Source organism: Paenibacillus sp. 79R4 (assembly GCF_013393165.1).
Lineage (GTDB): Bacteria > Bacillota > Bacilli > Paenibacillales > Paenibacillaceae > Fontibacillus.
This window is the reverse complement of the sequence record NZ_QJOT01000004.1, coordinates 275,974-297,502: the sequence shown is the minus strand read 5'-3', so window position 1 is coordinate 297,502 and position 21,529 is coordinate 275,974. Positions and strand designations below refer to the sequence as shown.

Below are 21,529 nucleotides of genomic sequence, written 5' to 3'. Positions count from 1 at the left end.
TCATGCATATGAATCTGCGAATTAAATTGTTTACCGCTTTTCTGGGGCTGGTGATTATCCCCTTATTTATCCTGGGCATTATTACGTTTCTGGTCAGCTTTAATTCGATAGAGACGAAGTATAGTCAGCAGTCGGAATATTCGTTGAAGGCGATCGCCTATAGCATCACGAACGTATTTTATGAAATGGATAATGTAACCGATAATGGCATTGCCAAAGGGGTGTTCCAACAGGCGCTGATAGCCAAAGACCCGGATTCGCAGGATTTGACGGCATCAAGCCAGCAGCTTGAGCTCAATGCCAACCAGAAGAACTTCCGGTCACTGCTGTACAATCATCCAGCGATTGATTATGCGTTTTTGTACAATGTACATGGGCGTGCCGGATCGAATGTGATTACAATTTTCAACAAAGAAAATTTTCAGACCTTACCCTATGAACAGTTCAAGGAGCATCCTTTGTATAATGAGGTTGTATCGCTAAAAGGCGTACCGTTATGGATTGCTCCTCATGAATATCCTGAATTAACCGGTTCGGACAATGTATTTACGCAGATCCGCTTGATTAAAGATTTGAACAATCTGCGCAGCGTAGGTATTCTGGTTGTTCAGATTAAAAACTGGGAATTTGAGAAAATATTTCAGAGCCTCAGGCTGGGCAGCAGTATGAAGGATACACGCTTCATGCTGGTCAATAACAAGGGCCAGGTCTTATATGATTATCAATCCGAAATGGTTGGGCAATCCTTGGAACCGAACATTATGAAAAAGCTTGAGGACGGCGGGAATTATCAGAGCTTCAAGGCCAAGTTCAATGGGACAGAGAGCGTTATCTCGGCCTATGACTTGAAGGAGTATCCTTGGAAGCTCGTCTCTGTAACATCATGGCGTTATTTGTCGCGTGAGGTTGTCACTTTTGCCAATTGGTTCGTGATTATCTTCTTCGTCTGCGTTGTGACCGCCCTGCTGTTTAACCTGTTGTTTATGAACCGGATTACAGGCACGATTGGCGTCATCGTCAGATTCATGCGCAAGGTTGAGGATGGGGACTTGAGCGCGCGCGTGGATGAGAAGGGCGATGATGAGCTATTGCTCCTGCAGCAAGGCTTTAACAACCAGATGGTCAAAATCAATGAATTGTTCGAGCAGGTCAAAAGGGAGCAGTTTCAGAAGGCGAATGCTGAGCTGCGGGTGCTGCAAGCCCAGATCAAGCCGCATTTTCTATTTAATACACTGGAATCTATTAATGTTCTGGCTGTCCAGAATGAAGGCCGCAAGGTTAGCGAGATGGTGCTGCGGCTTGCCAACATTTTACGGATCAGCATTCAGGACAAGGAGGAGATTAGCCTCAACCTGGAAATCGAACATTTAAAAAATTATTTGGAGATTCAAAAGTTCAGATTTGATGATCTGTTCGACTATGAAATTGATATTCCGGATGAAATGATGGGCTGTCAGCTGCTCAAGCTTACCCTTCAGCCGCTTGTGGAGAACAGCATCCAGCACGGTTTTGAAGGGATCGAATATCAGGGGATGATCAAGGTCACTGGAAGGATGGAGGCGGATCGGATTACGCTTCGGGTTGAGGATAATGGAATTGGGATGACGAACGAAGCGCTGTCCAAGATTCAATACCTGGATTGGGATAATCCGGCCTACCATGAATCCGGCGCTTATCCAAGTCATGAACGAAGAGGCCTGGGCCTGAGAAGTGTGTATGATCGTCTCCGGCTTAAATACGGAGTGAGATACGGGTTGTTCATCTGCTCGCAGCCTGGATACGGTACGGTGATTCAATGTGTGATTCCTAAATATGAATTGGGTGATAAAAATGAGACTGAAGGCGTTATTGGTTGATGATGAGGTTCATATCCTGAACAATCTATCGAAAGTGCTGCCTTGGGAGGATCTGGGCTTTGAAATTATCGGCTTGGCTAAAAATGGTGTGGACGCTCTGGAGGCGGCCACCCTGCATCATCCCGATTTGATTTTATGTGATATCCGAATGCCGGTAATGGATGGTTTGACGCTGATCCAGAGGGTTAGAGAACAGGGGTTAACCGGGGAAATCCTTCTTCTGACAGGCTATCAGGAATTTGAATATGCACGTACCGCAATCCGCTACGGGGTTCGCGATTATATTTGCAAGCCGATCAACTACTTCGAACTGGAAGACACGGTAAGGAAGCTGGCAAAGCAGATCATCGAGAAGAAGAAGCAGAAGAACAAAGAGCAGCTTTTAAGCCGGGTAGCTTCCCTGGCTAATGAGAATATTCTGATTCATTCCTTATTGGGACAAGAGGCTGTCAAAGAGGATGAATTGTGGCAGGATGAAGAAGGCGCGGTTCATCCGGACAGCTATGCTGTCCTGCTGCTCGATATGGACGGATACGCGCACGAGTCCATCTCCTGGCCTGCCCCTGAACGGAAGGCCTGGAATCTGGAGATCAAACTGAAATTGAAGGAGCTGTTCCTGCCCCTGCTCAGAGATTACACGGTGCTTCAGGTCCGCGAAGGAGAATGGTGCATCATCTTCGACACCGTTGTAAATCAGCCTGTAGCGATGGAAGCCCTGAGCTTGGTGCATGAGAACCTGCAGGCGATAGTTAAAGACAAGCCGCATATGCTCATTCGTATGTGTCTGGGGCAAGCACCTCATTCCTTGAGTGAGATATCCGCGGTTTATCAGCGCATGCAGCAGATTTTGATTCTGAACCCGTCGCAGGGATGGTTTACCGATATTTCAAATGTGAGCGAAGATCTGTTTGAGCCTGTTCCTGGCGGCGATCTTGGCGTAGTAGATGCGCAGTGGCACTGGGTTGAGCAATTCGGCAGCGGCCTGCGAAATGGCAATTATGAAGCGATGACGCAAATGATCAGCGATTTGAAAGCTTATGTAGCCCGTCTGAATGAAACCTCGGTCGGCAGGGCCGAGAAGCTGTTGTATTACTTGCTGATTCATTTATTGCGTGAAATGCGCGAGATGCAGATGCTCCCTGGAGAACAAGAGGAAGCCGTCTGGTTGCGGCTTCAGGAATCGCTTAGCGTCAAGGAACTGATATCGTTGATCGTCTCACTGATTGAGCGCTATAAGGATTCGCTCTCAACGAAGAAATCGTCGGAGGTACTGATGATGTCGGCGCAGAACTATATTCAGCAGAATCTGGGCTCTGACTTTGGTATCGAGGATATTTCCGATTTTCTTGGCATTAGCTGCAGTTATTTCTGTTTGCTCTTCAAAAATCATTTTGGGGAGACCTTTGTGGAGTATTTAACGAGACAACGGATTGAGACGGCGAAGTATATGCTAAGCGGCAGTGAGAAGTCGATCACACAGATCGGTGCTGAGGTAGGTTATCAGGAGCGTCGTTACTTTACCAAGGTGTTCCAAAAGTATACCGGTATGACTCCGTCAGAATATCGTTTGAAGGACTCGCCGGCATCTTAATAACAGGGGTTTAATAAAATAAAATATATAAGTTCTCAGCTGTGCTGATGAAATTTTGTGTGGCAAGAGAACCTGCCGTTAAATCGCGGTCGCTTCTCCCTGAAGTGGCCTCGGTTGGTTTTCTTACATAAAGGGTGATTTCAAAATACCTCTAAAAATGGGAAGGTGAATAATGTTGGACTTGACTCAGTGGACTCTTGAGCAGAAGATTGGGCAATTGTTTATTTGCGGATTTCATAGCTTGACGCCTGATGAGCAAATAGCTGCATTAACTGGGGAATATCATGTCGGCGGTGTTGTATACTTCCGTCGCAATGTTGAATCGGTGCGTCAGCTTGCCGCTTTGTCGCACAATCTGCAGAAGCTTCCGCGCAGCCATTCCGAGGTTCCGCTCATTATATCGATCGACCAGGAAGGTGGGATGGTTGCCCGTCTCGATCATGACGGAATTAGCCGGATTCCTGGGAATATGACGCTTGGAGCCGTAGACGATCTGCAATTGACCTATGATGTAGCCAAGCTGGCTGCTGAGGAGATGCTGGCGCTTGGTATCAACATGAACTTTGCTCCATGTATTGATGTGAATAACAATCCGGCCAATCCAGTCATCGGTGTCAGATCCTTTGGCGAGGATCCTGCCAAGGTAGCCGGGCACGGCGTAGCAGCCACCCGCGGTTATCAAGAGCATGGCGTCATTGCGACGGTTAAGCATTTCCCAGGGCATGGGGATACGGCGGTGGACTCGCATCTTGGCCTGGCTGTTGTGCCGCATGACAAGGAAAGGCTGCACCAAATCGAATTGCTGCCTTTCCGCAAGGCGATTGAAGCGGGGGCCGATGCGGTGATGACAGCGCATGTCATCTTTCCGGCCTTTGAGAAGGAAGAGATCCCGGCTACCTTGTCGCATCGTGTGCTGACAGAGCTTTTGCGCGAAGAAATGAGCTTTGACGGTGTTATCGTAACGGATTGCCTGGAGATGCATGCTATAGCTAAGAGCTGCGGTATCGCCGAAGGAGCGGTGCGGGCCATTGAGGCGGGGGCCGATCTTGTGCTGGTCAGTCACACGCTTGGCGATCAGATTGCCGCTATTGAAGCAGTGCGGGAAGCGGTCGCAAATGGCCGAATCAGTGAAGATCGAATCGATCAATCGCTGCAGCGGATTTTGGAATTGAAGGCGAAGCGAATCTCTTCTTCCACGGGGACCGACCCTCAGAGTGTACCTGTTCCACTGACGCCTCAAGCGAATAGTGAGGCGTTGATAAGGGAAGTTGCCGAGCGTAGTGTAACGCTTGTACGGGATTCCGGCAATCTGCCCCTGAGCGGACAGAAGCCTCTGCTGGTCATCTGGCCGGAGCTGCGGCATCGCACTGAGGTTGATGAGCCTTCGGTACATCAATACACACTGCTCAACGCTTTGCAGCCCTATAGCGACAAGGTCAGCTTATCGGTAATCGGAACACGCCCGGATGAAGAGGAGGTGCTGGAGGTGCTGAAGCGAAGCACTGATTTTGAACAAATTGTCGTGGTCACCTACACGGCGGAAGGCGGGATTCCGGAAGGACAGAGCCACCTGGTCAATGCGCTGAATCGAATGCACGGCTCCAATGTTGTCGTGATTTCGACCCGGAATCCGTATGATGTCGAATCATTTAAGGATGTGGGCACGTATATCTGCTTATACGAAAATCGCCAATTCTCTCTGGATGCCGTTGCCAAAGTATTGATGGGTGAATTTAACCCGCAAGGAAAACTTCCGGTTAGCCTGAAGTTGAATTAATCAGGGAACTAATTAATATAATTATAGTCTAGGCCTGGCAGAGAGATCGTTCTTTGCCGGCCTATTTTTATGAGGAAAGTCAGGGGGAATCGCAGGATAACAACACAAATAATAGATAAATAGATCAACAACAGAAATTAATCTGGTAAATATCTGGAATGTCAGATACAATAACTTCGTTGTTGTTTTTTTATTTTTTGACAAGAAGCAACTTTTTTCGTTTACATGCGTTTAACATTATGTGGTTGTCAGAGAGACAAAATGGGAGTAGAAGGAGCTAGACATGAATTTCAAAAAATTAATTATTACTACGATTATTATTGCGTCACAATTAGCAATGGTTATTCCCGTAAGCGCTGAAGAAGCGGTTAAGCAAGATCCGGTTAGCGTTGTGGGGCAGCAATCTTCTGTTACATCAAATAATTTGGGAGCTAACGATGCTGCCACTCCGAATAGCGATACAACGAATTCTGGTCAAGAAGGTCAAGCGACTAACGATGATTCGACGGATCAGAACACATCTGTCACTGGAGAGAACGGCAAGACCGAGGGAACCGGTGATAATAACGGTGCGGAAGAGGGCCAGACGGAGCAACCGACCGGGACTGACGAAGGCCAGGATGTCGATGGCACGAATCCTTCAACGACCGATCCTGCTACGACAACGGGGAACAATGCGAATACGAATGCAGCTAACGCAGGAGCCGGACAGTTGGTTCTTATGATGAATAGCAACAAGATGTACCAGAACGGCAAAGAATACATAGCGGGCTATCCGATGGAAGTCAAGGATGGCGTCTCCTACGTATCTATCCGAGCGATTGTAGAGCGTGCCGGTTTACAGCTTTCTTTTGACAATAGTACAAAAGAGACGATTATCTCACGGGGGAGTGATGAGCTTCGCTTCAAGCTGAATACGACGAATTATCGGGTTAACGGTGTCGTGACAACGATGAAGGGCAAGTCTTACTCTGCCAAGAACAATTTTATGGTGCCATTGACGGCAATTACTAAAGCGCTTGGCATTCAATATTCCGTAGATAATGTGGGGAAGCGCGTAATTCTGAATCTATCGACGAAACCTGTAGCTTCCTTCTCGATTGGCAACAAGGAAGTGATCGCAGGGGAAACAGACGTTCAATACTTGACAAATTCCTATTCCCCGAACGGGCTTCAGATCATAAATGAGGAGTGGACAGGACGTCAGGATAAGTTCATGGACCCGGGGGCCTACACGGTGACTTACCGTGTTCAGGATTCTAATGGGCAGTGGAGTGATCCGTTCTCTCTGACCATTCACGTTGGGAAGCCGCATACTCCCCCTCTTGCCAATTTCATGACGGACAAAGATACGTATAAGATGGGTGAACTGATCACTTATACTGACCTTAGTTCAGATGAGGTAGGCATCAAGGAAGTCGTATGGGAGAACAATGAGCGCGCCTTCTTTACGCCGGGGCAAATGACGATCCGACTGAAGGTAGTCAATGTATTCGGACTATCTTCAACGGTGGAACGTACGATCACAATCACGAACGAGACGTTGTATAATCGCGACGATTTCAATAAATTATTCACGCCGATTGGGGAGAAATACGCTTTTGACGGCACATCTGTTCCATCTTGGGAGAGAGTGAACTACTCGATTTCTTCCGATCCTGTAACATTGATCCGCAGCAACAGCCCGGAGACCGTATATTCGGAAGGTAGAGTATATAAAGAGACGGCAAGCGGCGCAATTCGCTTTATGGTTCACCATGTTAACGCCACAGGCAAGAATATGAAGATGTATGTTGTTGCTACGAATAAGAATGAGACAACGACTCGTCTGACCCAGACTAGCCTCGGTTTTGGTGGACCAAGCCAGTATGCAACAGCTGCCGGAAAAGTTTCGGTTGAACGATACTACAAATCCTTGCAAAGCGGCGCCCAATATAAGGATGTTTGGATTGCTCCAGGCGAGAGCAAGGTTATTATGACTGAGCTTAATGCTACAACGATGAAGCAGGGAGACGTAATATCCCTATTTGCTGATATGAACAGCGATCAGGAATTGGAATTTAATGTAATCATGATTGATCCTAATAAAGATCCTCTAGCTATTGCACAATCGCTGTCCCTTCCAAACTTGAAGGAAGATGTTCACAATCGTGGAACCTATGAGGATTCGACTCGATATTTGCAATATAGTGATCTGGTTGGAACTACCCGCCAAAGACTGCTTATCGGTGACAATTCAAATGATCCGTTCCAGGTTGGGTATGATGGCATAACAAATGCTTATAAGCTGAATGCGGGCAACTTTGGAGTGCTGTATAAAGTGAAGCTGTATCGTGTGGCTCCAAATACACTGATTACGTTTAATCCGCGTGGTGGCAGATATTCCGGTTCGATCATGGTGAACGGCGATATCGTACAATTGTCTACAGGAGGCTCGCTGAGCGCGCCGAATGATGCCAACGTGTTGTTCCGCACAGGTGATCGCGAACAGACCGTTGAATTTGTCTTCACAGCTGCACCGGGCAGCAACTTGTCCGTTAACCTGCTGCTCCAGCCGTTGCCTGAAGTGAAGCAATAATTTACTACTAGAAGCGTTCCAAGTCATTTATGATGGCTTGGGACGCTTTTTTGTTGTATCTTTAAGCCAGGTTGAACTTGCGAAGTGTGCGAAAAAAATACCTGCAATTTTAAATCTCTAATTTGTTGGATGGTGTCTAACAATTGGAGCGTAGTTCATTTGACGGATGGTCATGATTGATATGTAAAAATTCCAAAGAAGAAGACCGGGTTAACGATAACTGGATTAATGAGTATTATGTGCCATTTGTAGTCTTGACCATTACGCAGCATACTTAAATCAATATTATATAATCGCTATGAAGCACATGCCGCTTTAATATGAGCATCCGTTTAGGGTTGCCGTATTGGAGCGTTTTTTTGTGTGCTGAGGATTCGTAGATTTAGAAGGGAGAACTACTTATGAACTCATTTATTGTGGACATATTAGGGAAATTTCACAGATTATAGTTTCTAGCGGACATGTAGACAGGTAATTTGGTAAAATCGCATCGTTTATCTATGTTTCTAGCGTTAAAGCGACTGCGATGACCGTTAAAATCTGAAAAAGACTGCTTTTCACTTTTGAGCGTTGTTGTCCGCTACAAGTACAACATTGGACGATCGTACAAAACGCTGCCATAACATATACGGATTTGCGTTGGTTATTGACAACGGGGCTTGTTGCATTGACGGAGGACAATTTTTGCGGCATTATTAAGAGAGATGTAGTGTAAAAGACGCATGGAAGGTAGCTCAGACGGGAGGAATGTCACATGCTGTCGACAGAGGATATCATCGGTGTGATGTCTGCCCAGGGTTTGCGAATCACCGACCAGCGCAAAAGCTTGGCCAAACTGTTCGCAGAACGGGAAGGTTATTTGACGCCAAAAGATGTATACGAGTATATGGGCAAACAATACAGCGGGCTTAGCTTCGATACCGTATACAGAAATCTCAGGGTTATGGAAGAGCTCGGCGTGCTTGAGCAAGTTGTATTTGAGGATGGACTGAAATTCAGAGTCGGCTGCAGCAAGGAAGGGCATCATCATCACCATATGATCTGCTTGCAGTGCGAGAAGACGTACCCCATTCATTTCTGCCCGATGCCAATGACGGATGCTCCTGAGGAGTTCCAGATCGTGAAGCATAAATTTGAAGTGTTTGGTTATTGCAAGAATTGCCGCCCTGACAAGGGTCAAGACCCGGCTTACAATCAGGGTAAGGAACCGGGCGGAGGCGCATAATATGGGCATCGTTCGCAAGGCTTTTCAGGCGCCGATCCATGTATACCGTAAATTTATTTCGCCGCTGAAGCCTCCAACCTGCCGCTTCTATCCAACCTGCTCGGCGTATGCGCTGGAAGCGATCGAAGTGCATGGGCCCTTGAAAGGCTCCTGGCTGGCTGCTAGGCGGATCGTGAAATGCCATCCATTTCATCCAGGGGGCGTGGATCTGGTACCGCCCAAGAAGACCCATGTCAAGTATAAAGATAAGGCAGGGCGGGTATAACTTGACAGCAGAGATGTCTTTTCTTAATATAATGCTATATGTATAGATTCAATGAGTATAAACTTATTGAACTATTACCTTTATAAATGTCCAGTGAAGGGATGAGTACAGAGCGTTGCGTCCAGCAGCAGAGAACCGGGGAAGCTGAGAACCGGTCTGGAACAGCTTTGGAATATGGTCCTGGAGGAATTGCTTTCGAGCCGGGTTTAACTAGACCGGTAAGGGAGCAGCGCGAATCCGGCGTTAATGGATGGTTGCGACAGCGACCAACTGAGCCCGTTCGTCTGTAAAGGCGCGGGGAATTTGGGTGGTAACACGTGAGAGATCTCTCGTCCCATGGTGGGGCGGGAGTTTTTTTATTTTTTTTAAGGAGATGACAGTATGTCTGACAAGAAAACCTTCTATATCACGACACCGATTTATTATCCGAGTGCTAAGCTGCATATCGGCCATGCTTATACGACCGTAGCCGGCGATGCTATAGCACGCTACAAACGGTTGCGCGGCTATGATGTTCGCTATTTGACAGGATCGGATGAACATGGGCAAAAAATCGAGCAAAAAGCTCAGGAGAGCGGGAAAACACCACAACAGTTCGTCGATGATATTGTTGTAGGCATTAAAGAGCTGTGGAAGAAGCTTGACATTTCTAATGATGACTACATCCGTACGACTGAACCACGCCATAAAGAGGTTGTTGCCGAAATTTTTGATCGTCTGTTGAAGAAGGGCGACATTTATAAGGGCGAATACGAAGGCTGGTACAGCATTCCCGATGAGACTTACTATACAGAGTCGCAATTGGTGGATGTCATCAAGAATGAAAAGGGGGAAGTTATCGGCGGCAAAAGCCCGGAGAGTGGCCACCCCGTAGAGCTGGTGAAGGAGGAATGTTATTTCTTCCGGATGAGCAATTATGTTGACCGCCTGCTGAAGTATTACGAGGAAAATCCTGAATTCATTCAACCCGAATCCCGTAAAAACGAAATGATCAACAATTTTATCAAGCCCGGTCTTGAGGACTTGGCTGTGTCCCGCACTACTTTTGATTGGGGCGTTAAAGTCAAGGGCGATCCGAAGCATGTCGTCTATGTGTGGATCGATGCGCTGACCAATTATATTACTGCGCTGGGTTATGGCAGTGATAACGAAGAGATGTTCAACCGTTATTGGCCTGCCGATGTGCATCTGGTGGGCAAGGAGATCGTTCGTTTCCATACTATTTATTGGCCGATCATGCTGATGGCGCTTGATCTGCCGCTGCCGAAAAAGGTATTCGGACATGGCTGGCTGCTGATGAAAGGCGGCAAAATGTCCAAGTCGAAAGGCAATGTCGTTGATCCGAACGTGCTGATCGATCGTTATGGCCTCGATGCTACACGTTACTATTTGCTGCGTGAGGTGCCGTTTGGCGCCGATGGCTCGTTCACCCCGGAGAGCTTCGTACAGCGGGTAAACTCTGATCTGGCTAACGATCTGGGCAATTTGCTGAATCGTACCGTGGCGATGGTAGGCAAATATTTTGAAGGCAGCGTACCTGCCTATCGTCCGAATGTAACGGCATATGATGCGGATCTGGCCGACATGGCGGTGCGTACGGTAGAGAAGGTAGAGGAAGTGATGGAAAATCTGGAATTCTCCGTTGCTTTGACCGCAATCAGCGCATTTATTAGCCGGACGAACAAGTATATCGATGAGACACAACCTTGGGCGCTTGCCAAGGATGAAGCCAAGCGCGATGAGCTTGCTTCTGTCATGGTGAATCTGGTGGAATCGCTGCGGATCATTTCGATTCTGCTGCAGCCTTTCCTGACGAAGGCTCCGGCGAAAATCTGGGAGCAATTAGGCATCACTCCAGGCGAATTGACAGCTTGGGACAGCGCCAAGAGCTTTGGCTTGATTCCGGCAGGCACAAAAATAGGCAAGGGCGAGCCGATCTTCCCACGTCTTGAAGTGGAGAAGGAGATCGAGTTTATTGATAACTCGATGACGGGAGGTGTGCCTGCGGCGGCGGAAGCTGCACCTGCTGCCCACACACCGGCCGTGGAACAGCCGGAATTGAAGGAAGAGATCGGCATTGATGATTTCGCTAAGGTGGAGCTGAGGGTAGCTGAGGTGCTTGCCTGCGAGCCGGTGCCAAAAGCGGATAAGCTTCTGAAGCTGCAGCTTGATCTTGGCTTCGAGCAGCGTCAGGTTGTATCGGGAATTGCGAAGTTTTACAAACCGGAGGAGCTTGTAGGGCGCAAGGTGATTTGTGTGACGAACCTGAAGCCGGTGAAACTGCGTGGTGAGCTGTCGCAGGGCATGATTCTTGCCGCATCGCAAGGGGATCAGTTGACGCTGGCAACCGTACCTAATTCGATGGCTAACGGTGCTGTCGTGAAGTAATAGCAAGTCATAATAATACCGCCGGGGCTTAACGCCTCTGGCGGTTTTTTCTGGGAAGATAAGATCTGGAGCCGGCTCCAGATCAGGCCTTCGAATAAAACGGGTACATCTTGTCAACAAATACTGATATAGAGCGGGATAGAGCGTCTAGCGGCTCATAGATTCAAAGGGGCAGAAGCAGTCAAGACTGGCATAGTTTTGGCTGCTCTTTGTTTCCACGGGGTTTATTATTATACACAATATAGTTGACAAGACTTTAAATTTGCACATATAATCCTAATTGTAATCATTACGATTAAGTGCGGAGGTTGTGAATTCATGGTTTTAACAAGACGTAAGTTAGGGACTGCAGGATTAATCCTGCTCATGTTGATATTTATCGTTATCTTGTCGGGCTGCGGCAAAAAGAGCAATGCTGAAATCGTTCCAGGCAAGGTAAATGTAGTTACAAGCTTCTATCCTATCTATGAATTTGCCAAGGAGATTGGCGGAGCTGAAGCGAATGTGACTAATTTGCTGCCGACCGGGGTCGAGCCGCATGACTGGACACCACGAAGTAAAGAGATTCTGAACACATCAAAGGCGCAGCTATTCCTATATCATGGTGCTGGTCTGGAAGGCTGGGTACCTAACTTTCTGAAGGGGCTTGGCAGCGATGCAGTCGTGAAGCCGGTGGAGGTTAGCCAGGGCGTATCCTTAATTACCGCTGAAGGTGATGATGGACATCACCATGGAGAAGAAGCGGTGGAGCACGAAGAACACGATGAAGGAAGCGAAGCAGAAGCGGAGAGCAGCCATCATATCGATCCTCATACTTGGGTCAGTCCGAAATCGGCTAAAATTATCGCAGAGAATATTAAAAATAGCTTCATCGAAGTCGATCCGGATCACCAAGCGGATTATGAGAGCAGATATGCGGAGCTTGCCAAAAAATTGGATGATCTCGATGCGAAGTTCTCCACTAAGCTCGCAGGCACGAACAAGAAAGAAATCGTCGTATCCCACCAAGCTTTCGGTTACCTCTGCCGTGATTATGGCTTGACACAACATGCCATTATGGGATTATCACCTGATGCTGAGCCTAGAGCGCAGGATATCGTAGCTTTGTCGAAGACGGTGCAGGAGGAAGGAATCCAATATATTTTCTTCGAAGAACTGGTATCCGACAGATTGGCGAAGACATTGGCTAACGAGGCCGGAGTTAAGACATTGGTGCTCAATCCGGTGGAAGGACTGACGAAGGAGCAAGAGAAGAACGGGGAGAATTATTTTACCTTGATGGAGAAGAACTTGCAAAATCTGCTGCTCGCTCTACAATAAGGAGAGTCAGATGGTTCGTACAGAGCAGGAAGCCAGAAAGGAAATTGTCTATGAAACCAGAAATATCAATGCCACAAGAATATTGTCATGATAATGTCATTGAACTCGATCATATCTCATTTGCTTATCAAAATCAGAAGGTCATTTCCGATTTCAGCTTTGTTGTCAAAGAACGGGATTTTGTGGGCCTAATCGGCGCGAATGGCGCGGGCAAGACAACCTTGATGCGCATGATGGTGGGGCTTCTCCAGCCCAATTCGGGCGAGATCAAGCTGTTCGGTCAGCCGATTCGCCAATTCCGGGATTGGGAGCGGGTCGGTTACGTGCCGCAGAAGAACTCTTTTAACCCATTGTTCCCGGCAACGGTGCGCGAGGTGGTGTTATCGGGTCTATATAGCAACAAGAAATTGTTCCGTCGCATCGGGGCGGCGGAGCAGAAGAAATGTGATGATGCGCTGGAAGTCATGAAGATTAGCGATCTTGCAAATAAACGGATTGGACAACTGTCCGGCGGGCAGCAGCAGCGCGTCTTTTTGGCCAGAGCGATGATTAATCATCCCGATCTGCTCGTCCTGGATGAGCCGACGGTCGGCATCGATGCCCAGACGCAAGCTGATTTCTTTGAATTGATTTGCCATTTGCATGCGCATCACCAAATGACTTTTCTCATGGTATCTCATGATCTTGATTTTATTCATGGGTACATGGGCGTTGAACCGCGGGCTCACTGCGGAGCTATCGGACTTTACGTCCGTCATTCCCATGATCTTGAATGTGCGATACCTGATTTGCAGCATTCCTTATTATAAGTGATTTAACGAATAATCCTAATCATTTGAGGCTGCTGTTGTATGATACGTAAATGAGGAGATGGATTTACTTGGAAATATTAACTGCGGATTTCTTTCTAAGAGCGCTGACAGGCGGGCTGCTGATCGGTCTTACCGCCCCCCTGATCGGCATTTTTCTTGTCTTGCGAAGATTGTCCATGATCGGTGATACCCTTGCCCATGTGACGATAGCGGGCGTTGCGCTTGGATTCCTGATTGAGGTGTATCCGATCGGAGTTGGTCTTCTCTTCGCCGTTGTAGCATCATTTGCAATTGAAAAGCTGCGTAAAGCCTATAAGGGGTATGCGGAACTGTCCATTGCCATTATCATGTCCGGGGGGGTAGCGCTAGCCTCATTGTTCTTTACCCTTGGAATGGGTTACAATACAGATGTTAACAGTTATTTATTCGGCAGCATCTATACGCTTGATCAAGTTGATCTATATGTTGTTGGTGCGGTTACGCTGATCGTCATTATCACTATATTCCTTCTATTTAAAGAATACTTCCTGTTAACATTTGAAGAGGATGCAGCATCTGTCAGCGGATTGCCTGTCAAGGTCTTGAATATGCTGCTGACTGTGCTTACTGCCCTTGTAATTAGTACTGCGATTAAGATTGTTGGAGCATTGCTTGTCTCCGCTTTGCTTACGATTCCGGCTGCGACGAGCCTGCTGATTGCCAGGAGCTTCAAACAATCGGTTGTGTTCTCAGTGGTTATCTCCGAGATTGCCGTCGTCGTTGGCCTTGTCATCGCGGGAGTCTGGAATCTGGCCCCGGGTGCAACGATTGTATTGTTCCTGATTGCTATGCTCATCCTGACGATTATGGGTAAGCGCGGCTTATCCGCCTAAGTTAGGGGTGTTCGGGGTATAGCAAGTTGAGAGATCATGATAGAGAAATACGGTAAGACACCAGGAATCAAGAAAATGGAATAGGGAGGCTGTTATGACCGATATTCATTTAGGAGTCGCCTTTGCGGCAGGAGTAGCCTCTTTCATATCTCCTTGCTGCTTGCCGCTGTACCCGTCTTACTTGTCCTATATTACAGGCATGTCGGTACAGACCTTGAAGACGGAACAGAATCGCAGAGAAGTCCGCTTCCGGACATTAACGCATACACTGGCCTTCATCCTCGGTTTTTCAGTTGTGTTTTATACCCTTGGCTTTGGGGCTGGGTTGTTCGGCGAGTTCTTTAATCAATATCGCGATCTGATTCGCCAGCTCTCCGCCTTGCTAATTATGGCGATGGGCTTGTTCTTGTTAGGGATCTTTCAACCGCAATTTCTATTAAAAGAGCGCAAAATGAATTTGAAGCTAAACAAGGCGGGATACATAGGTTCTTTCATATTTGGTATCGGTTTCTCAGCGGGCTGGTCCCCTTGCGTTGGCCCTATTCTAGCAGCGATCATCGCGATGGCTGTTAGTGAACCGGGTGCCTGGTTAGGTATGATCACGGCTTATACACTGGGGTTTGCTCTCCCGTTCTTTATATTAGCCTTCTTCATTGGACAGACGCGTTGGATAGTACGTTATTCTGCGGTCGTAATGAAGGTTGGCGGCGCTCTCATGCTATTGATGGGCGTGCTTCTGTTTACGAATAAAATGACGCAAATTACCATCTGGCTGCAGTCTATTACACCGGAATGGCTCAAATTCTAGTTATCCAAAGCTATGAAACAAACGAATAAATGCGAGTTTAAAAAGCACGGTTTTCAGCAGCGAGGCGGATACTTCCAATGTGTGTTTCTGCAAACCGCTGCAGTTGGACAGAGCCAGGGCCTACGGATGAAGCGTATCTTTTCGAGAAACGCGGCTGTGAAAGCGTTTATGAACTGCCTCTTAAGAGGTCCGGACTTGCCAATAGACAAGCATAACATGTATCATTAACAGAGTAACGGGCAGATATATTCTGCTTGTGTGAACTCATGGAAAAGAGGTAGTCAGATGCCAACGCCGAGCATGGAGGATTATTTGGAGCGTATCTATAAGCTCATTGATGAGAAAGGATATGCACGGGTTTCCGATATCGCGGAAGGTTTGGAGGTACATCCTTCATCCGTAACGAAGATGATACAGAAACTGGATAAAGACGAATATTTAATTTATGAGAAATACCGTGGTCTGGTCTTGACGAATAAGGGCAAAAAGGTAGGAAAGCGTCTTGTTGATCGTCACCAACTGCTTGAAGAATTCCTCGAATTGATTGGCGTTGATGATAGCAACATCTATAAGGATGTTGAAGGAATCGAGCATCATTTAAGCTGGGACTCGATCACCTGCATCGCTTCACTCGTAGAATATTTCAAACGGGATGAGTCCAATATCCGAGAATTGCGTGAAGTTCATCAGGAGCTTCTGGGCGAATCATAACTTTAGCATCTGTCTCATTTAGGCAGATGTCTTTTGTTTCTTTAGTACCATTTTTTCGTCTGACCGCAACTCCGATCATATGATAAGCGTTAGAATTAAGAGCGGTTATTCGCAAACGACTATCATATCAATCGGAGGTAACAGATGAAATTTCGAACATGGTTTATTCCGCTGCTTATTCTATTGATCGCCTGGCCTTTTGCCGGGCCGGTACGGACGGAAGCAGCATCCGCCAGCCCGATCCAAATCTATCTAAATGGGGAGCTGCTCCCAAGCGATACTGCGCCTTATTTAAAGCCTAAAGAGAATGTCACTATGGTTCCGCTTCGCATCATTAGCGAAGGCCTGGGAGCTAGCGTGCTTTGGTCACAGGCAACAAAGACGGCGACCATTCAGAAGAATGGCAACAAGCTGGTGCTAATCACTGGTCAGCGTGTTGCCGAGGTGAACGGACGCTCGGTTACGCTCGACGTATCGGTTGAGAACATCCAGGGCCGCACCATGGTACCGATTCGCTTCGTCAGTGAGCAGCTTGGACTCGATGTAGTCTGGAGTCAGTCCCTCAAGACGGTATCGCTAACTTCCCGGGATGGAGATCCTCAGCTGCCCGGAGAGGAAGGACAGAACCCGCAGCCGCCTGTGAATCCGCCTCAGGTCAGTAATGAGCTTCGCGGCGCATGGGTCTCCACGGTGTATAATCTGGATTGGCCAAGCAGTACTTCTAACGGGAAGGCAGAATCGCAGAAGCAGGATTATGTGAAGCTGCTTGATGATCTGCAAGGAATGGGGATCAATGCCGTATTCGTTCAGGTGCGGCCATCCGGAGATGCCTTCTACCCATCGGATCTTGTGCCGTGGAGCACTTATCTGACAGGCGTCTCAGGCCAAGATCCTGGTTATGATCCGCTACAGTTCATGATTGAGGAGACTCATCGCCGCGGGATGGAATTCCACGCCTGGTTCAACCCGTTCCGGGCTAGTGTGGATACCAATACGGCCAAGCTGGCAGACAACCATGTGGCTAACGCTCACCCGGAATGGATCGTCAAGTTTGCTAATAAGTTGTATATCAATCCAGGGATACCGGATGCTCGCCAACATGTAATGGATACGATCATGGAAGTCGTGAACCGTTACGATATTGACGGTGTTCATCTGGATGATTACTTCTACCCGACAGGGGAGACAAAGACGAGCTATTTTGAGGATGACAGCACTTATAAACAGTACAATTCCAAGCAGTTGAACAACAAGGGAGACTGGCGGCGCGACAATATCAACGATTTCGTGAACGATTTGGGCAGAAGTATTCATCAGGTGAAGCCCGGTGTATCCTTTGGCATCAGTCCTTTTGGAGTCTGGCGCAACAAGAGTACAGACCCGACAGGTTCAGATACGAAGGCCGGCATCACCGCTTATGATAGTACGTATGCGGATGTAAGAGCCTGGATCCAGAATGGCTGGGTTGATTATGTAGCCCCGCAAATCTATTGGAGTATGAGCTTCAGTGTCGCCAAGTATGACACGCTGGTGGATTGGTGGGCGAAGGAGGTCGCAGGCAGCCGCGTCAAGCTGTATATCGGCCACGCGCCTTACAAGCTGGGAACCTCTGAAGCAGGCTGGAACAGCGCCCAGGAAATTATCAATCAGCTGACCTATAACCGCAGCGTACCTGAAGTTAGCGGCAGCATCTTCTTCAGCGCCAAGGAGCTGAGAAAGAATCCATTAGGACTTATACCTCTTTTGCAATCATATTATTATAATTTATAAGTTTTTAATTTCCCGATTAAAAGCAGTAGTCATAGAAACAGCCCCTATCATCATACATAAGCATTAGACTTGTGTATGGGATGGGGGCTTTTTTATATGCTGATAAACGGTGTATTTGAAGGAGGAGGCGTCAGGGGCATCTCGCTTGCAGGGGCGGTCCGGGCAGCAGAGCTCCATGGCGGGAAATTCCATAAAGTTGCAGGAACTTCGGCGGGCTCTATTGTAGCTTCCTTGATTGCGGCAGGTTATGATGCCGAAGAGATGAAGGATATTATTATGACGACGTCGTTCAGCAAATTTTTGAAACGGGCGCCCATTTTTAATATTGCGCTGATCGGACCAGCAATGAGAGTGCTATTGAAAAAGGGCCTATACTCAGGTGAAGCCCTGGAGCAATGGATCAGACAAATATTGCTTAAAAAGGGAGTGCGAACCTTTGGTGATCTGGAGAAGGGACGGCTGAGAATTATCGCTTCGGATATTACCAGCGGTAGGATTCTGGTTCTGCCGGATGATCTGGAGAAGCTCGGCATTAAGGCGGAAGGGTTTGAAGTAGCGCGCGCCGTGAGGATGAGCTGCAGTATTCCCTATTTCTTCGACCCGGTCCTGCTAAGGCTGCCTCCCAAGGCAGCGAAGGGCAAGAAGTTTGCGGAGCAATTCCTGCATATCGTTGATGGCGGTCTGCTGAGCAATTTCCCACTATGGCTGTTCGACCGCGAGACTCTCAGGAGGGGGGAGAAGCGGATTCCGACGGTTGGCTTTCAGATGGTTGGCAAGAACAGCAATCAGCCCCATCTCATCCGCGGCCCGTTCTCCATGCTGGAGGCTATGGTAGCTACGATGCTGTCTGCTCATGATGAGCGGTATATCGAGCAGACCAATCGTTACCGGACCATCAAAATCCCTACCCTCGGCATTGGCACTACCCAATTCGATATTACTCAAGAAGAAAGCCTGCTGCTTTATGAATCCGGACTCAGATCCGGAGAGCGCTTCTTCAAAGATTGGAATGACCAATATTATGAGGCGCAATTCAAAAAGTATCAGCAGGCTAATGAAATTTATAAAGATTGATTTTGATCACGAAATAAATCAAGAAGCAGTCTCGACATCGAATCTTGAATTCAACCGGTCCGAAGCAGAGGCTTACGAAGTCATGTTCCCTTACGGCAACATCTCAGTTGCTCACGTACCAACTACGTACGCTCCGCTCCTCAGTCCCTAGTTCCATCCAACCTTCACGGTGCTGAAAATCGAACTTGCTAAAATTATATTAAAGTTAATACATCCTTAATGGTACCTCGGCAAGTCGTCATCGTTTTTGCCCTTTTGACCATCGATCACTTGAAAAGGATAAGCTTTGCGCTTCTGTCCGGTTGAGGTCGAGCGGCGTTCTGCCGCTAATTTGGACATCGTCCGGGCGGAAGGCTTTACTTTGGGATTCTGTTTTCTATACTTACGCGGAGGATACTTATAGAGCAGGAATACGATTCCTACGACCAGGGCCGGGATTAAAATTCCGGTCCAATTTATTGATCCTCTGCCAAACAGTCCATCTACAATACCAAAAGCTGCGAGTGCGATCAGTGCCCAAAATATGATGGCCTGTTTCTTCATATCTACATCATCCTTTCACGGGATCCAGAGCCGGGTGATTCGGTGCTGGCTGGAGGGCTCCCTCTTGTTCAACCTGCGCATCCAGTTCGCGCATCCGGTTAAAGGAAGCGATCGATACTTCAAGCTGCTCCAGATTCGGTTCCTTGGTCGTTAACAGCTGCAGCCATAATCCGGGATAACCGAGATAACGAAGGATGGGGATATCTCTCATCGCGTTCGTAATCCGCAGCATTTCAAAGGATACGCCGATAACTACAGGCAACAGGAGAAGACGGATATAAACCCGCTCCCATAGTGTATCCCAACTAAAGATAGGCAAGGAGTAAATAACCACTCCAATAATAACCGTCAAAATAATGAAGCTGCTGCCACAGCGATAATGCAGGCGGCTGTATTTCTGTACTTTTTCTGGGATCAGCTCTTCACCCGCCTCATAGGCGCTAATGACTTTATGTTCAGCCCCGTGATATTGAAATAACCTCTTGATCACAGGGGTCTGGGACATGATCCATAAATAGGCGAGCAGAAGGACGATCTTGATAGCTCCTTCAACCAGCGTATGCAGGGCCTGATTATCAAATGCGTGCTGGAACAGAAATTGCTCGACAATCGCAGGGACAAGCGTAAAGATTATCTTCCCGACGATAAAGGAAAGTACTCCGGCGACAGCAACGCCAAAAATCATTCCCATTGACCATCCGGACTCCTCTTTCTCCTTCTGCTTGGCGCGTTCTTCTGGTTCCAGCTCGTCGTCAGCCATTGCCTCTGCCGAATAATTCAGGTGTTTAGAGCCTTTGGCACTGGAATCGATAATACTGACCAGTCCGCGAATGAGCGGGATTCTACGCAGCCGCTTCACCCAGTTCTTATCTTGTTTGGGGACTTCGAGAAATGTGATTTCTCCATCCTTACGGCGTACTGCCGTGACGTTAACGTGTTTACCGCCGAACATAACTCCTTCAATGACGGCTTGACCGCCGTAAATCGCGGGTTTTGATTCCTCAGGCAAATATTTCACCTTCCCTAAAGTATTAATTGATATTTAGTGATTCTCTCGATTCCGGCGGACGAAAAAGTATAGGTCTAACTGGAATGATTCCATTGTATCGAAATTCGCGGTCAAATTCTAGTTTGTTTAGATTAGTGCCTTTTAAATTGCGCATACTAATCCATAAACTAGGAATAAGTGTTCAAAAAGGTCGATTTCCAGCACGGTAATCAAAAGCGGGACCTTTTGAATTACCTTGTTAAGAGAAGGGAAGATGCTGTATGGACCCGCAAGGTCATAACCCTAAAAATGGGACGAATATTTGGATGTTTACATTAGAGATCGGTTTGTTTGGTGGGCTAATCTGGGGGGGAATCAAGGGAGTTTTTTATTTTATGCGCTTAACGACGGTCGTTCCCGGATTTATGGTGGAGCCTTTTTTCAAAAGCCAATTCTTGAAAAGCCAACCTGGATATTATGTCGGCTGGGGGGCTTTTATCGTCTTTTCGCTTCTGGCCACTCTGATCTACGTGCTTCTTTTCCGCAAGTTTAGCGGTCCGCTGCCGGGCATTCTCTATGGTATTGTCTGGTGGGTAATTCTGTTTGTTCTGGCCGGCCCGGCCTTGCATTTAATGGATCCGCTCCGCAAGCTGTCTATGAATACGATCATTAGTGAATTTTGTCTCTATTTGCTATGGGGGCTCTTTGTAGGATATTCTGCAGCGCATGAATACACGGATGAGAGAAAGCGTGAGCCGGAGGAAGTGATGGATAAGTCGCGCAAGAATCCTCTTAAGAAGCCTACGGAGAATCCCCAGCATTAGGGACAAAAAGCTTCTCAATTGACTCCTTCCTATGTTAAAATTACTTTTGGTTCATGTTCGAAAAGTACGGATAATCTCTTTTTGAACGGTATCGTTACTGGTTATATCAAAGGAAGGGTGATCAGCG

At 47.5% G+C, this 21,529-nt stretch carries 17 protein-coding genes; 15 read left to right on the top strand and 2 right to left on the bottom strand.

The genetic code is table 11. From position 1 onward, the window contains the following. Positions 1-8: 8 nt before the first annotated feature. The 14 genes from DMN77_RS07360 to DMN77_RS07295 all read left to right on the top strand — a co-directional run bounded on the left by DMN77_RS07360 (position 9) and on the right by DMN77_RS07295 (position 19,047). On the top strand, positions 9-1,856 hold the full coding sequence (locus tag DMN77_RS07360; protein WP_068781872.1) for a cache domain-containing sensor histidine kinase: 1,848 nt from the start codon (positions 9-11) through the stop codon (positions 1,854-1,856). Continuing rightward, positions 1,831-3,447, top strand: a complete 1,617-nt coding sequence (locus DMN77_RS07355; RefSeq protein WP_068781871.1) for a response regulator transcription factor — start codon at positions 1,831-1,833, stop codon at positions 3,445-3,447. Before DMN77_RS07360 ends, DMN77_RS07355 begins: the two co-directional genes overlap by 26 nt. Before the next feature lie 172 nt (positions 3,448-3,619). Next, positions 3,620-5,224: a beta-N-acetylhexosaminidase gene (nagZ, locus tag DMN77_RS07350; protein WP_179014197.1), complete on the top strand. Its 1,605-nt coding sequence runs from the start codon at positions 3,620-3,622 to the stop codon at positions 5,222-5,224. A 283-nt stretch (positions 5,225-5,507) separates the two neighbouring features. Next, a complete protein-coding gene (locus DMN77_RS07345; RefSeq protein WP_179014195.1) occupies positions 5,508-7,802 on the top strand; it encodes a copper amine oxidase N-terminal domain-containing protein in 2,295 nt (764 codons plus the stop codon). A 754-nt stretch (positions 7,803-8,556) separates the two neighbouring features. Then, on the top strand, positions 8,557-9,027 hold the full coding sequence (locus DMN77_RS07340; RefSeq protein WP_068781868.1) for a Fur family transcriptional regulator: 471 nt from the start codon (positions 8,557-8,559) through the stop codon (positions 9,025-9,027). Position 9,028: 1 nt separating this feature from the next. Continuing rightward, positions 9,029-9,292 carry a membrane protein insertion efficiency factor YidD gene (gene yidD, locus DMN77_RS07335; RefSeq protein ID WP_179014194.1) on the top strand — a complete coding sequence of 88 codons (264 nt, stop codon included), beginning with the start codon at positions 9,029-9,031 and terminating at the stop codon, positions 9,290-9,292. A 381-nt stretch (positions 9,293-9,673) separates the two neighbouring features. Further along, positions 9,674-11,680, top strand: coding sequence for a methionine--tRNA ligase (gene metG / locus DMN77_RS07330; protein ID WP_179014192.1), 2,007 nt, complete (start codon positions 9,674-9,676; stop codon positions 11,678-11,680). 318 nt (positions 11,681-11,998) lie between these two features. Beyond that, positions 11,999-13,000 (top strand): metal ABC transporter substrate-binding protein, encoded by a 1,002-nt coding sequence (locus DMN77_RS07325; protein ID WP_068781865.1) that lies wholly within the window; start codon positions 11,999-12,001, stop codon positions 12,998-13,000. Positions 13,001-13,050: 50 nt separating this feature from the next. Beyond that, positions 13,051-13,809: a metal ABC transporter ATP-binding protein gene (locus DMN77_RS07320; protein WP_179014190.1), complete on the top strand. Its 759-nt coding sequence runs from the start codon at positions 13,051-13,053 to the stop codon at positions 13,807-13,809. Between the two features lie 71 nt (positions 13,810-13,880). Then, entirely contained in the window at positions 13,881-14,684 is an 804-nt protein-coding gene (locus tag DMN77_RS07315; protein ID WP_068781864.1) for a metal ABC transporter permease, read from the top strand. Between the two features lie 94 nt (positions 14,685-14,778). Next, positions 14,779-15,492 (top strand): cytochrome c biogenesis CcdA family protein, encoded by a 714-nt coding sequence (locus DMN77_RS07310; RefSeq protein ID WP_179014189.1) that lies wholly within the window; start codon positions 14,779-14,781, stop codon positions 15,490-15,492. A gap of 285 nt (positions 15,493-15,777) precedes the next feature. Then, positions 15,778-16,203 (top strand): transcriptional regulator MntR, encoded by a 426-nt coding sequence (mntR, locus tag DMN77_RS07305; protein WP_068781862.1) that lies wholly within the window; start codon positions 15,778-15,780, stop codon positions 16,201-16,203. A gap of 144 nt (positions 16,204-16,347) precedes the next feature. Next, on the top strand, positions 16,348-17,973 hold the full coding sequence (locus DMN77_RS07300; RefSeq protein ID WP_179014187.1) for a family 10 glycosylhydrolase: 1,626 nt from the start codon (positions 16,348-16,350) through the stop codon (positions 17,971-17,973). Positions 17,974-18,069: 96 nt separating this feature from the next. After that, on the top strand, positions 18,070-19,047 hold the full coding sequence (locus tag DMN77_RS07295) for a patatin-like phospholipase family protein (protein ID WP_179014185.1): 978 nt from the start codon (positions 18,070-18,072) through the stop codon (positions 19,045-19,047). A gap of 216 nt (positions 19,048-19,263) precedes the next feature. Here DMN77_RS07295 and DMN77_RS07290 read toward each other — a convergent pair whose 3' ends face one another. Further along, positions 19,264-19,590, bottom strand: coding sequence for a hypothetical protein (locus DMN77_RS07290; protein ID WP_179014184.1), 327 nt, complete (start codon positions 19,588-19,590; stop codon positions 19,264-19,266). Between the two features lie 7 nt (positions 19,591-19,597). Beyond that, the gene (locus DMN77_RS07285; protein WP_179014182.1) at positions 19,598-20,599 is read right to left on the bottom strand and encodes a DUF1385 domain-containing protein; all 1,002 of its coding nucleotides are present in this window, start codon (positions 20,597-20,599) and stop codon (positions 19,598-19,600) included. Positions 20,600-20,859: 260 nt separating this feature from the next. On the opposite strand from DMN77_RS07285, the gene DMN77_RS07280 reads away from it, so the two are divergent. Beyond that, on the top strand, positions 20,860-21,402 hold the full coding sequence (locus DMN77_RS07280) for a YqhR family membrane protein (protein ID WP_068781857.1): 543 nt from the start codon (positions 20,860-20,862) through the stop codon (positions 21,400-21,402). Positions 21,403-21,529: the final 127 nt, after the last annotated feature.

Bases quoted from the DNA above. Each gene is read 5' to 3' on its own strand.
- DMN77_RS07360 (WP_068781872.1), top strand. From the start codon at position 9: ATGAATCTGCGAATTAAATTGTTTACCGCTTTTCTGGGGCTGGTGATT.
- DMN77_RS07355 (WP_068781871.1), top strand. From the start codon at position 1,831: ATGAGACTGAAGGCGTTATTGGTTGATGATGAGGTTCATATCCTGAAC.
- nagZ (WP_179014197.1), top strand. From the start codon at position 3,620: ATGTTGGACTTGACTCAGTGGACTCTTGAGCAGAAGATTGGGCAATTG.
- DMN77_RS07345 (WP_179014195.1), top strand. From the start codon at position 5,508: ATGAATTTCAAAAAATTAATTATTACTACGATTATTATTGCGTCACAA.
- DMN77_RS07340 (WP_068781868.1), top strand. From the start codon at position 8,557: ATGCTGTCGACAGAGGATATCATCGGTGTGATGTCTGCCCAGGGTTTG.
- yidD (WP_179014194.1), top strand. From the start codon at position 9,029: ATGGGCATCGTTCGCAAGGCTTTTCAGGCGCCGATCCATGTATACCGT.
- metG (WP_179014192.1), top strand. From the start codon at position 9,674: ATGTCTGACAAGAAAACCTTCTATATCACGACACCGATTTATTATCCG.
- DMN77_RS07325 (WP_068781865.1), top strand. From the start codon at position 11,999: ATGGTTTTAACAAGACGTAAGTTAGGGACTGCAGGATTAATCCTGCTC.
- DMN77_RS07320 (WP_179014190.1), top strand. From the start codon at position 13,051: ATGAAACCAGAAATATCAATGCCACAAGAATATTGTCATGATAATGTC.
- DMN77_RS07310 (WP_179014189.1), top strand. From the start codon at position 14,779: ATGACCGATATTCATTTAGGAGTCGCCTTTGCGGCAGGAGTAGCCTCT.
- mntR (WP_068781862.1), top strand. From the start codon at position 15,778: ATGCCAACGCCGAGCATGGAGGATTATTTGGAGCGTATCTATAAGCTC.
- DMN77_RS07300 (WP_179014187.1), top strand. From the start codon at position 16,348: ATGAAATTTCGAACATGGTTTATTCCGCTGCTTATTCTATTGATCGCC.
- DMN77_RS07295 (WP_179014185.1), top strand. From the start codon at position 18,070: ATGCTGATAAACGGTGTATTTGAAGGAGGAGGCGTCAGGGGCATCTCG.
- DMN77_RS07290 (WP_179014184.1), bottom strand. From the start codon at position 19,590: ATGAAGAAACAGGCCATCATATTTTGGGCACTGATCGCACTCGCAGCT.
- DMN77_RS07280 (WP_068781857.1), top strand. From the start codon at position 20,860: ATGGACCCGCAAGGTCATAACCCTAAAAATGGGACGAATATTTGGATG.